The 11,286-nt window shown below is 70.8% G+C and carries 12 protein-coding genes and 1 rRNA gene; 10 read left to right on the top strand and 3 right to left on the bottom strand.

Annotated features, from left to right (window positions below):
- Nucleotides 1-140: 140 nt before the first annotated feature.
- The 9 genes from rrf (at nucleotide 141) to ACZ3X1_RS16340 (ending at nucleotide 7,118) form a co-directional block, all read left to right on the top strand.
- Nucleotides 141-257, top strand: a 5S ribosomal RNA gene (gene rrf, locus ACZ3X1_RS16380).
- A 131-nt stretch (nucleotides 258-388) separates the two neighbouring features.
- On the top strand, nucleotides 389-1,042 hold the full coding sequence (locus ACZ3X1_RS16375; RefSeq protein WP_356815731.1) for an HAD family hydrolase: 654 nt from the start codon (nucleotides 389-391) through the stop codon (nucleotides 1,040-1,042).
- A gap of 43 nt (nucleotides 1,043-1,085) precedes the next feature.
- A complete protein-coding gene (locus ACZ3X1_RS16370; protein ID WP_356815732.1) occupies nucleotides 1,086-2,327 on the top strand; it encodes an MFS transporter in 1,242 nt (413 codons plus the stop codon).
- Nucleotides 2,299-3,447, top strand: coding sequence for an acetoin utilization protein AcuC (locus ACZ3X1_RS16365; RefSeq protein ID WP_467280059.1), 1,149 nt, complete (start codon nucleotides 2,299-2,301; stop codon nucleotides 3,445-3,447). The genes ACZ3X1_RS16370 and ACZ3X1_RS16365 overlap by 29 nt, the downstream gene beginning before the upstream one ends.
- 101 nt (nucleotides 3,448-3,548) lie before the next feature.
- Nucleotides 3,549-4,364, top strand: coding sequence for a phosphatase (locus ACZ3X1_RS16360; RefSeq protein WP_467280058.1), 816 nt, complete (start codon nucleotides 3,549-3,551; stop codon nucleotides 4,362-4,364).
- A 129-nt stretch (nucleotides 4,365-4,493) separates the two neighbouring features.
- Nucleotides 4,494-4,703, top strand: coding sequence for a helix-turn-helix domain-containing protein (locus ACZ3X1_RS16355; protein ID WP_008738568.1), 210 nt, complete (start codon nucleotides 4,494-4,496; stop codon nucleotides 4,701-4,703).
- A gap of 142 nt (nucleotides 4,704-4,845) precedes the next feature.
- Nucleotides 4,846-4,944: a 30S ribosomal protein bS22 gene (locus ACZ3X1_RS16350; RefSeq protein WP_467280046.1), complete on the top strand. Its 99-nt coding sequence runs from the start codon at nucleotides 4,846-4,848 to the stop codon at nucleotides 4,942-4,944.
- 96 nt (nucleotides 4,945-5,040) lie between these two features.
- A complete protein-coding gene (locus ACZ3X1_RS16345; protein WP_467280045.1) occupies nucleotides 5,041-6,117 on the top strand; it encodes an NAD-dependent epimerase/dehydratase family protein in 1,077 nt (358 codons plus the stop codon).
- Complete coding sequence (locus ACZ3X1_RS16340) at nucleotides 6,117-7,118, top strand: lysophospholipid acyltransferase family protein (RefSeq protein WP_356815736.1); 1,002 nt, start codon at nucleotides 6,117-6,119, stop codon at nucleotides 7,116-7,118. The genes ACZ3X1_RS16345 and ACZ3X1_RS16340 overlap by 1 nt, the downstream gene beginning before the upstream one ends.
- A 55-nt stretch (nucleotides 7,119-7,173) precedes the next feature.
- Here the strand turns inward: ACZ3X1_RS16340 and ACZ3X1_RS16335 are convergent, their stop codons facing one another.
- The 3 genes from ACZ3X1_RS16335 to ACZ3X1_RS16325 form a co-directional block, all read right to left on the bottom strand.
- Nucleotides 7,174-8,382 carry a DUF5667 domain-containing protein gene (locus ACZ3X1_RS16335; RefSeq protein WP_467280044.1) on the bottom strand — a complete coding sequence of 403 codons (1,209 nt, stop codon included), beginning with the start codon at nucleotides 8,380-8,382 and terminating at the stop codon, nucleotides 7,174-7,176.
- A gap of 237 nt (nucleotides 8,383-8,619) precedes the next feature.
- Nucleotides 8,620-9,438, bottom strand: a complete 819-nt coding sequence (locus ACZ3X1_RS16330) for an ECF subfamily RNA polymerase sigma factor, BldN family (protein WP_030833467.1) — start codon at nucleotides 9,436-9,438, stop codon at nucleotides 8,620-8,622.
- Between the two features lie 382 nt (nucleotides 9,439-9,820).
- Nucleotides 9,821-10,804 (bottom strand): HAD family hydrolase, encoded by a 984-nt coding sequence (locus ACZ3X1_RS16325; protein WP_356815739.1) that lies wholly within the window; start codon nucleotides 10,802-10,804, stop codon nucleotides 9,821-9,823.
- A gap of 132 nt (nucleotides 10,805-10,936) precedes the next feature.
- Between ACZ3X1_RS16325 and ACZ3X1_RS16320 the strand changes: the two genes are divergently transcribed.
- Entirely contained in the window at nucleotides 10,937-11,215 is a 279-nt protein-coding gene (locus ACZ3X1_RS16320; RefSeq protein ID WP_031155320.1) for a glutaredoxin family protein, read from the top strand.
- Nucleotides 11,216-11,286: the final 71 nt, after the last annotated feature.

The following is an 11,286-nucleotide window of genomic DNA, read 5'->3' as shown; positions in this document are numbered from 1 at the left end:
CCAGATGTGGAAGCCCGGTAACGGGTGGAGCTGACTGGTACTAATAGGCCGAGGGCTTGTCCTCAGTTGCTCGCGTCCACTGTGTTAGTTCTGAAATAACGAACAGCTGTGTTCATGCCAGCGTTCAAATTTCATAGTGTTTCGGTGGTCATAGCGTTAGGGAAACGCCCGGTTACATTCCGAACCCGGAAGCTAAGCCTTTCAGCGCCGATGGTACTGCAGGGGGGACCCTGTGGGAGAGTAGGACGCCGCCGAACAATCATTGTGGGAAAGCCCCGCACCTTCTGGTGCGGGGCTTTTCTGCGTTCACGGGCCGGTCGGGTGACCCGGTGCCGGGGGTGGGCACGGCGGAACCGCTTCACATCCCTTTCCTCCGTAATGTGGGTGTATGGGCTACGACCTTGTCATCTTCGACAACGACGGCGTGCTGGTGGACAGCGAGCCGCTCGCCAGCAACGTCCTCGCCGGGTACCTCACCGAGCTGGGGCACCCGACCACCTACGAGGAGTCGGTCCGCGACTACATGGGGGCCGCCGTGCGCCGCGTGCACGAGCTCGTCCTTGAGCGGACCGGGCAGCGGCTGCCGGCGGACTTCGACGAGACACTGCACGCGCGGATCTGCGCCGCGTTCGAGCAGGAGCTGAAGCCCGTCCCCGGAGTGGAAGAGGTCCTCGGCGCGCTGACCGCCCACGGGATCGGGTACTGCCTGGTCTCCTCCAGCGGTCACGAGCGGATCCGTGTCGGGCACCGGGTGGCCGGCCTCGACGGGTGGTTCGAAGAAGAGTGGATCTTCAGCGCGGACGACGTGGGCCTCGGAAAGCCTGCGCCCGACCTCTACCTGCACGCCGCACGGCAGATGGGCGTCGAGCCCGCGCGGTGCGTCGTCATCGAGGACAGCCCCCGCGGGGTCCGGGCCGCCGTGTCCGCCGGGATGGACGTGTACGGGTACACGGCGTTGCTGCCCGCGGACGAGCTTCCCGGAGCCACCGGGTACTTCGGCGACATGATGCAGCTCCCGCTGCTCCTGCAACTCCCCGTGTGATCTCTCTACCCACGGGTAGCACCGGGGCCTACGCTGACCCGCCATGACGGATGATGTGCGGCTGCGCGGCGGCCGCGGCGCCCTGGGCTTCAGCTTCTTCGTGCAGGGCGTCACCTTCGCCCTGCTTGTCACCCGGATCCCGGCCATCCAGGACCGGTACGGGATATCCGACGGGCTGCTGCCCGTCTTCCTCGCCGCCGTCCCGGTCCTCGCAGGCGTGGCGAGCGTCGGCACCGAGCACCTGGTCAAACGGGTCGCGCCCAGTGTCGTACTGCGGTGGGCCCAGCCGGTGGTCCTGCTGTCCCTGCTCGGGGTGGGGGCCGGCGAGCGGCTGTGGCACGTGGCGGTGGCCCTCGGGGCGTTCGGGCTGTCGGTGGGGGCGCTGGACGCCTCGATGAACATGCTCGGGGTCAGCCTGCAGCGGGCGTACGGGCGCAGCATCATGCTGGGCTTCCACGCCGCGTACAGCCTGGGCGGGATCCTGGGGGCGTCGGCTGCCTGGTACGGGGCGCACGCGCACCTGGGCCTGTTCGTCGGCTACCTGCCGGCCGTGGCCGTGCTGTTGCCGCTGGTGCTCGTGGGGAGCCGGTCCTACGTGGACCGGGCGGACCGCGCGGACCGGACCGGGCCGGAGGGCCTGCCGGAGAAGGGGCTGGGCGCCGGGGGGTTCGCGCTCCTGCTGCCGCTGTGCCTGGTGATGGCGTGCGCGTACATCGGGGACTCGACGGTCGCGAACTGGAGTGCCAAGTACCTCCAGGACGTGCTCGGGAGTTCCGAGCAGACGGCGACCGTCCCCTACAACGTCTACATGGTGACGACCCTCGTGGGGCGGGCCGTCGGGGACCTGGGCGTGCGGCGGTTGGGAGCCGTGGCCGTGGTGCGCGGCGGGGCGCTGCTCGCCGCCTGCGGGTTCGCCGTCGTGGCGGCCGCGCCGGGAGTGTGGACGGGGATGCTCGGTTTCACGCTGCTGGGGGTCGGGCTGTGCGTGATCGTGCCGCAGACCTTCGCGGCGGCGGGGCGGCTGTTCCCCGGGGCCTCCGACACGGCGGTCGCGCGGCTGAATATCTTCAACTACGTCGGGTTCCTGATCGGCTCGCCGCTCGTCGGCGCGATCGGCGACGCCTGGAGCTACCGGGGCGCGATGCTGGTGCCGATGGTCCTCGTGCTGATCACGCTGTTCCATGCCCGCTCGTTCGGGCCGCGGGACGCCCGATACGGTGTCGACCATGAGCGGCGAGCCGGTGACCGGGCTGTTGATGTGGGACGAGGCGGTAACGGGGTATGACTTCGGACCGGGCCATCCGATGGACCCGGTGCGCCTGGCGCTGACCATGGGCCTGGTGCGCGCCTTCGGTCTGGACCGGGCGATGGAGGTACGGGCGGCCCCGGCGGCCGGGGACTCGACGCTGAGGCTCGTCCACCGGGAGGACTACGTCGCCGCTGTGCGCGAGGTCTCGGCAGACCCCGGCGTCGCGGACGGTTCGTACGGGCTGGGCACGATGGACGATCCGGCCTTCCGGGGGATGCACGAGGCGTCCGCGCTGATCGCGGGGCAGTCCGTGGCGGGCGCGGAGGCGATCTGGCGCGGCGAGGCCGAGCACGCGGTGAACTTCGCCGGCGGACTCCACCACGCCATGCCGGGCGGGGCGGCCGGGTTCTGCGTGTACAACGACGCGTCGCTGGCCATCGCCCGGCTGCTGGAGCTGGGGGCGGAGCGGGTCGCGTACGTGGACGTGGACGTCCATCACGGGGACGGAGTGCAGGCGGCCTTCTGGGACGACCCGCGGGTGCTGACCGTCTCGCTGCACGAGCATCCGCGGACGCTCTTCCCGCAGACCGGCTGGCCGGAGGAGACGGGCGGTCCGGCGGCGGAGGGAGCGGCGGTGAACGTGGCGCTGCCGGCCGGTACCGGGGACGAGGGGTGGCTGCGGGCGTTCCACGCGACGGTGCCGGAGCTGCTGGCGGACTTCCGGCCGCAGGTACTGGTGACCCAGCACGGCGCCGACACGCACTTCGAGGACCCCCTCGCGCACCTGGCGGTGTCCCTGGACGCCCAGCGGGCCGTGCAGGAGGCCTGTCACGGGCTGGCGCACGAGTACGCGGACGGGCGGTGGCTGGCGCTGGGAGGTGGCGGGTACGCGGTGGTGGACGTCGTACCGCGGTCGTGGACGCATCTGGTGGCGGTCGCCGCGCACCGGCCGGTGGACCCGCAGGCGGCGGTCCCCGCTTCGTGGCGCGAGGAGGTGTACGCGCGGACGCGGCAATGGGCGCCGGGGCGGATGACCGACGGGCGCAGTCCGTCGTGGCGGGACTGGGACGCGGGCTACGACCCGGCGGACCGCACGGATCAGGCCGTTCTGGCCACGCGACGGGCGGTCTTCCCGCTGCGCGGCATGTTGACTTGACCGCGGGGTGCCGGTGCGGTCCGTGATGCATCGTTACGCCAACTGTGGGGCTGTTCGCCGGAATTGATGCCCCGACATATGTGGTGGGGGAGCATCGGAGGGTGTTGAGCACCGGCGCGCTGCGTGCGCATCTGCTGGCCGCCCGGTTGGCCGGGCCCGTCGCCACCTCCCGGGAGGAGAGCCTGCGCAGTTACCGGCTGTTCGCGGCGCGGGACCCGCGGGTGCTGCTGGGGCTGGATCCCGAGGGGGGCTGGGGTGAGGGTGACCTGCTGGGGCTGATGGCGGACAAGTGCGGTGTCTCGGCGGATCCTTCGCACGTCAGCGGGCCGGACGTGATCGATCCGGAGCGGACGATGGCCGCACTGGAGGCGTTCGCGGGGCGGCTGCGGGAGGCAGCGAGGGCGCGGTCGCGCGTGCTGTTCGGGACGGGGCATCCGCATCGGCTCCTGGGCTTCTACGCCGGTTTGGCCGAGGCGATGTCGGCGGCGGGATGTGTTGTCCTCACACCGGCGCAGGGGGTGTGTGTCGACATGGCGACCCGGTTCGGCGTACGCACGCACTGCATCGACTACGTACGGGGGGTCGCGCTGGTGCGGGAACCCGGCGCGCGGGCGCCGGGTAGTGCGACCGGCGTGCACAGCCATTCACCCCTGCCGGTTCGGATGGCGCTGGGGGCCCTCGCGGAGGCCGGTGGGCCCCTCCCGGACCTGGTGGTGGGTGATCACGGATGGGTCTGCGGCGCAGGTCAGCTCGGCGTGGAGGCGATCGGGCTGGCCGACACGGACGATCCCGCTCTGTTCGTCGGGGAGGCCGAGGGGCGGGTCGCGGTGGCCGTTCCGCTTGATGATGCCGTGCGATCGGACTACTACCGTCCGCTTGCCCGGTACGTGTTGGGCCGGGCGTGTCTGACGGGATGACAGGAGTGGCCGCAGCTCCTCTTCCCCACTCGTATCACGCGCCCCTACTCTGGGGAGTGAGCGTGCGACGACGAGGAGTAACCGGAGGGGAAGCCGGTGCCCGTCATGCGCGGAAGGTCAAGGTGTGTCATGGCTGCTGGCGAGAGGCCTCTCAGTGAGGTTCAGTTCCTGACCGTGGCGGAGGTCGCCTCGGTGATGCGAGTGTCGAAGATGACCGTGTACCGGCTGGTGCACAACGGTCATCTGCCCGCAATCCGGGTGGGCCGGTCCTTCCGGGTCCCCGAGAACGCGGTCCACGAGTACCTCCGAGAGTCCTATGTGGGGGTGGAGTCGGCCTGAGACTGACGGGTCATGACGCCTTCGTAACCCCTGGGAAGCAGTCGGATTACGGGCTCGGAGCTTGGGCGGGTAGGCTAGGCCGACGTAGGTCGTGTGGGCCCAGACGCCCCGCACCAGTGAAGAGAAGTGAGCGAGGGTAGTCGTGGGCTCTGTTATCAAGAAGCGGCGCAAGCGGATGGCGAAGAAGAAGCACCGCAAGCTGCTCAAGTGCACCCGCGTCCAGCGCCGTAACAAGAAGTAAACGGCAGCTGTACGTGTTTCTCCGCAGCCCCTCCACCATCCTTGGTGGAGGGGCTGCGGTGCAGCCGGGTACTTCTTCGAGGGAGGCGCTGAGCTCGTGGGGAAGGTCGTACTCGTCACCGGGGCTGCCCGGCAGCTGGGCGGCCGCTTCGTGCGGCGCATCCAGCGCGACCCGGAGGTCGAGCGGGTGATCGCGGTGGACGCCGTGGCACCGCCGCACCGGCTGGGGTCGGCGGAGTTCGTGCGTACGGACATCCGGCAGTCGTCGATCGCCAGGGTCCTTGCCGAGCACGTGGTGGACACGGTGGTCCATCTGGCGGTCACCGGTGGCCGGCCGGTCGCGGGCGGCGCGCACAGCGCCGTCAAGGAGACCAACGTCATCGGGACGATGCAGCTCCTCGGCGCCTGCCAGAAGTCGCCGACGGTACGGCGGCTCGTGGTGAAGTCCAGTACCAGCGTGTACGGGGGCACCCCGCGGGATCCGGCCGTCTTCACGGAGACGACCCAGCCGAAGTCGCTGCCGTCGGGCGGCTTCGCCAAGGACGCCGCCGAGGTCGAGGGGTACGTACGGGGCTTCGCGCGCCGGCGGCCGGACGTCGCGGTGTGCGTGCTGCGGTTCGCGAACATCCTGGGGCCCTTCGCCGATTCGGCGCTCGCCGAGTACTTCTCGATGCCGGTGATGCCGACCGTGCTGGGCTACGACCCGCGGCTGCAGTTCGTGCACGAGGACGACGTGCTGGAGGTGCTGCGGCTGGCCGCGCGGGAGCCCCGGCGCGGGACGCTGAACAGCGGGACCTTCAACATCGCGGGTGACGGCGTGCTGCTGCTGTCGCAGTGCTCGCGGCGGCTGGGGCGGCCCACGCTGCCGCTGCTGCTGCCCGCGCTCACCTGGGTGGGGTCCGCGCTGCGGGCGGTCGGGGTCACCGATTTCTCGGCCGAGCAGATGAGGCTGCTCACGCACGGCCGGGTCGTGGAGACCACGCAGATGCGCGAGGTCCTCGGCTTCGAGCCGCTCTACACGACCACCGAGACCTTTGCGGACTTCGCGCGGAGCCGGGGCAACGGGCTGCTGCCGCCCGAGCGGGTCGGGCGGGCCGTGGACCGGGTGGCGGCCATCCTGGACGCGGGGGGCCCGCGGGACGACGTCGACACGGTTGAGGGAGCGAGACGATAGTGGCGGACGCCAAGGTCATTCCGTTCGACGAGGACCGGCCGCGCCGGCGGATGCCCCGCCGGGTGCGGTCGGTGCAGGCGGCCGAGCCGGTCGTGCAGGAGCCGCCGATGGAGGTGCCGGCTCCCGCGCCGGAGCCGGAGGCGGCCCCGGTGGAGCGCGGTGACGTCTGGGACCGGCGGATCGCCGGCGGCCTGGCGTTCCTGCGCCGGCGGGTCACCGGGGAGTACGAGGTCGACGACTTCGGCTACGACAAGGAGCTGACGGACCAGGTCCTGATGTCCCTGATGCGGCCGCTGTACGACAAGTACTTCCGGGTCGAGGTCAAGGGCATCGAGAACATCCCGGCCGAGGGCGGCGCGCTGATCGTGGCGAACCACTCCGGGACGCTGCCGCTGGACGGGCTGATGCTCCAGGTGGCGGTGCACGATCAGCACCCGGCGGAGCGTCACCTGCGGCTGCTGGCGGCGGACCTGGTGTTCATGCTGCCGGTGGTCAACGAGCTGGCCCGCAAGGCGGGGCACACCCTGGCGTGCGCGGAGGACGCGCAGCGGCTGCTGGAGGCCGGGGAGCTGGTCGGCGTCATGCCGGAGGGCTTCAAGGGGATAGGGAAGCCGTTCGGGGACCGGTACAAGCTCCAGCGGTTCGGGCGCGGCGGGTTCGTGTCGACGGCGCTGCGGGCGGGCACGCCGATCGTGCCCTGCTCGATCGTAGGGGCGGAGGAGATCTACCCCATGGTCGGCAACGCGAAGACGCTGGCGCGGCTGCTGGGGATCCCGTACTTCCCGATCACGCCCACCTTCCCGTGGCTTGGGCCGCTGGGGGCGGTGCCGCTGCCGACGAAGTGGACGATCCAGTTCGGTGAGCCGATCCCGACCGACGGGTACGCCGCGGAGGCGGCCGAAGACCCGATGCTGATGTTCAACCTGACGGACCAGGTGCGGGAGCAGATCCAGCACACGCTCTACAAGCTGCTGGTGCAGCGCAGGTCGGTGTTCTTCTGACGGTGGTGGGCCGGGGCTGCACCGCCCCGGCCCACCACCGTCTCCGCCGGCGTCCCTACTCCGCGTCCTCCGCGCCGAGGCCCAGGCCCGGGAGGAGACCCGGGAGCAGGGGCGGGAGGGTGATCTCCGGCTTCGGGTTCTCCGGGGTGCCTGCGGAGGGCTGTGCCGACTGCCCCGCGGGCGGGCTGAGCAGGTCGCCCGTACCGCCGAGGAGGCCGCCGTCGGCCGGTGGCCGCGTGCTGCCCGAGGGGGACGGCGCGGGGCTGTTGCCCGACGGCGTGCCCGCTGCCGGGCTGGACTGCTTGGCACCGCCGGGCGTTTCCGGCTTGGCGGGGGATCCCGTCGAACCGGTGCCGCCACGGGTCTGCTCGGGCGGCTTGGGGAGCAGGCCCTGGAGCGGTGCCACGTCTTCGTCTATGGCCTGGAAGACGGATTCCACTTCGCCGCCGATGTCGGTGAGCTGCACGGGCAGCTTTTCGCGCAGCTTGCCCCAGGCGTCGCGGTGGGAGCGGGAGAACGACGACAGCGTCTGGATCGGGCCGAGGGAGCCGTCCCGGTCGTACGCGGCCTGGAGGAGGCGGTGGCCTTCCTCCGCGTCGTGCTTGACGCCCGAGAGCGCCCGCCGGATCGCGCCCAGGGACTCGTGGTCCAGGGTGCCCGTCCGGCCGCGCTCCATCAGCCTGCGGGCCTCCGAGAGACGGTTGGAGGCCCGGTCGAGATAGAGCTCTCCGCGCTCGGCGTCGTCGTCGGCCATGCCCAGCTTCAAGTCCTCCATGCCCCGCTTCACGGGGTAGAGGTGGTCACCGGGCAGGGCGTCGGAACTGGCAGCGGCCACTCCGCTGAAGGCCCCCGCGGCCACACCCACGGTGAGGCCGCCCGCTGCGATGCCCTTGGACCAGCGGGAGCGGGGCCGCAATTTCCGGAGCGGGGTCGCCCGGTGGGCGCCGCGGCCGGTCCGCTGCTCGGGCATCAGAGGGTCCGAGGCGGCACCGCCCCCGGCCCTCTCCTCCAGCACCATGGCCTCCATGGCGGCAACGAGCTGCGCCCGCTGCACCACTTTGACCTCGGGGTCCAGCACTGGGCGCGGCATCCGTTCGCCGAGCACGCTCGCCAGGGCCAACAACCGGTCGTGGTCAGCAGGTTCGGCAGGTGCCTCGGACTGCTCGGCCGCCGGGTCCGGTTCCGAAAGGTCGGATGGGTTCCGATCCTCCAGGGCCTGGGCGAAGGCGTTCGCCCGCCGGTGCGGGGTCACGTTCGCGATCACTGGCGGCACCTCCTCTCGTCATGACGATCGACTCCCCAAGGTGTCCGGAAGGTTGCCTTCCTTGAGCACATCCACACTTTCGAGTGAGCGGCTTCAGGCAGGGCGTGTCCACAGGGAGCCTGCATTCCGCACAACGAGCGTCGCGGCAGTTGGGTTACGGACGAAGGATGATCGGACCACAGCGTCATCGAGGGGTCACCGGATGTGAGGTCGGTTGGTGTTGTCTGGACAGGTCCGTCAGCGGGCGTCTTCGGGGAGGAGGCGGGCCAGGGTGCGGACGGCCCGGTACTGGAGCGTCTTGATGGCGCCCTCGTTCTTCCCCATCACCCTGGCCGTCTCGGCGACCGAGAGGCCCTGCAGGAAGCGCAGGGTCACGCACTCCTGCTGCTGCGGATTCAGCTTCCGTACGGCTTCCAGCAGGGCCGCGTTGGAAAGGGACTCCAGGACGGAGTCCTCGGGGCTGCGCTCCACCTCGTTGGCGTCGAGCATCTCCCCTGTGGTCACCTCCAGCCTGAAGCGGCTGGACTTGAAGTGGTCCGCCACCAGGTTGCGGGCGATCGTCACGAGCCAGGCGCCGAAGTCGCGACCCTGCCAGGTGAAGGTGGAGATGCGGCGCAGGGCGCGAAGGAACGTCTCGCTGGTGAGGTCCTCCGCGGTCGCCTTGCCGCCGACGCGGTAGTAGATGTAGCGGTAGACCGTGTCGCTGTACTGGTCGTAGAGGCGGCCGAAGGCCTCGGCCTCTCCGGCCTGGGCGCGTTCGACCAGGTCCATCATGCGGGCCTGGTCGCTGTCCGCAAGGGGGCGGCGGGGGGCGGCCTGGGTGCTCGTGCCGGCTGCGCCGTTCGAGCCGCCGGCCGCCGAGCGGCCTCGTCTGCCCACCGTCGCCCCGCCGTCGGTCAGGGCGTAGCAGGGACCGGCCGGGCCGAGGCCGGCAGGAACCGCGGCGGCGAAGGCGGGGGCGGTGTACGCGGTGGGGACGAAGCCGCGCAGGTGGTCGAGGACCGTTGCGCGCAGCTGAGCCAGGCCCGAGGCGTCAACCCCGACAGGTGGGTACACGGGACTCCCAGAGGCAGAGCTTCCATCACGTGCAGTGCGGAACCGTTCACCCGTCGTGGCGACAGATGGCCGGTGGCATGCGTTTGAGGAGAATAACGCTTCGTACAGGCAGCACTACACCCAGTTGCTCAAATCACCGGTTCCGACACTTCTGTTGCGTGTCGAGGGCATATTCGGTCGCGGTTGGTGATCGATTGTTGATCACTTGGGTGCGCGGAATGGACGCTTCAAAGGGGGCCCGCGACCGAGTCGGGCAGGGCGGAGTGCCGCGCCCGGGGCGCGGGTAGAGGTGAGCGTATGCCCGTGGCAGGGCGCGCGTGCGGCGCCGGCGTCCGGGGGTGCGGTGCGGGCGAGTTGTGGCCTGGTCCTGGGCCCGGAGCGGCTACTTGCGGCGTCGGTGCAGGGCGATGGCCGCGGCCGCGCCGCCCGCGATCGCGCCGACTCCGGCCGCCGCCGGGACGCCGACCTTCACGGCCTTGCGGCCGGTCCGATAGTCGCGCAGCCGCCAGTCGTTGGTCTGGGCATGCTTGCGCAGTTTTGTGTCGGGATTGATCGCGTACGGATGTCCGACCAGTGACAGCATCGGGATGTCGTTGTGCGAATCGCTGTAGGCGGCGCAGCGTTCGAGTTCGAGGCCCTCGGCGGCGGCGAGGGCGCGGACCGCCTCGGCCTTGGCGGGGCCGTGCAGCGGCTCGCCGACCAGGCGGCCGGTGTAGACGCCGTCGACTGACTCGGCGACGGTGCCCAGGGCGCCGGTCAGGCCCAGCCGCCGGGCGATGATCGTGGCCGTCTCCACCGGGGCGGCGGTGACCAGCCACACCTTCTGGCCGGCGTCGAGGTGGGCCTGGGCCAGGGCGCGGGTGCCCGGCCAGATCCGCTCGGCCATGTACTCGTCGTAGATCTCCTCGCCGATCGCCATCAGCTCGGAGACCTTGTGGCCCTTGACGATGGACAGGGCGCTGTCGCGGGCGTCCTGCATGTGCTCGGGGTCCTCGACCCCGGCGAGCCGGAACCAGGCCTGCTGCCAGGCGAAGCGGGCGAGTTCGCGGCGCCGGAAGAACTCGCGCTTGTAGAGGCCGCGGCCGAAGTGGAAGATCGCGGCGCCCTGCATGACGGTGTTGTCGAGGTCGAAGAAGGCGGCGGCGAGGTCGTCACCGGCCACGGGGAAGACGGGCTCGGCGGGGCCTTCTTCCGCTTGCCGTTCTTCGAGGAGGTCGAGGTCGGCTTCCTCGGCCTCGGCTTCGGTGAGCCGGTCGGCCCCGGCCTGCGCGGTCTTGCGGGCGGCTTCGGCCGAGGCCTCGCCTGCCAGCACGCTGCGTGCGGTGGCGGAGCGCCTGCGAGTGGGGAGCCATCCGAGAGCGGCCATGACGCGAGCATAGCCACTGTGTTCGGGAGTTCCCGAACCGGTGGGAAACGGAGGCGTTAACTCTTCGCGGCGCCACCGGGCGCGGCGGGCCGGCTCGTCCGAGCGGCCGGGCGGGCGCGGGAGAATGGGGGCATGAGCCCTTTGTTGCGCCGCAAAGAGAAGAAGAGCCCCGGCGAGCGGATGGTGACCCTCATCGGGAAGCCGGGGTGCCATCTGTGCGACGAGGCCGAGGAGGTCGTCGCGAAGGTGTGCGCCGAGACCGGTGCACAGTGGGAGAAGAAGGACATCTCGCAGGACGAGGAGCTCTACCGGCTCCACTGGGAGCAGATTCCGGTGGTCCTGGTTGACGGCGAACAGCACACCTTCTGGAGGGTGAACCCGGACCGCCTTCGGCGGGCGTTGGGTGGCTGACCCTCTTCCCGGTTACCATCATGGGCGATTTGTGGGGTCTGGGGGCGTATCTGTGAGGAGTGTGCACGGTT

The organism is Streptomyces sp. NPDC023541 (genome assembly GCF_055559995.1).
The sequence above is the reverse complement of the archived record's forward strand: the minus strand, read 5'-3'. Positions and strand labels throughout refer to the sequence as shown.

Bases quoted from the DNA above. Each gene is read 5' to 3' on its own strand.
- ACZ3X1_RS16375 (WP_356815731.1), top strand. From the start codon at position 389: ATGGGCTACGACCTTGTCATCTTCGACAACGACGGCGTGCTGGTGGAC.
- ACZ3X1_RS16370 (WP_356815732.1), top strand. From the start codon at position 1,086: ATGACGGATGATGTGCGGCTGCGCGGCGGCCGCGGCGCCCTGGGCTTC.
- ACZ3X1_RS16365 (WP_467280059.1), top strand. From the start codon at position 2,299: ATGTGGGACGAGGCGGTAACGGGGTATGACTTCGGACCGGGCCATCCG.
- ACZ3X1_RS16355 (WP_008738568.1), top strand. From the start codon at position 4,494: ATGGCTGCTGGCGAGAGGCCTCTCAGTGAGGTTCAGTTCCTGACCGTG.
- ACZ3X1_RS16325 (WP_356815739.1), bottom strand. From the start codon at position 10,804: ATGGCCGCTCTCGGATGGCTCCCCACTCGCAGGCGCTCCGCCACCGCA.
- ACZ3X1_RS16320 (WP_031155320.1), top strand. From the start codon at position 10,937: ATGAGCCCTTTGTTGCGCCGCAAAGAGAAGAAGAGCCCCGGCGAGCGG.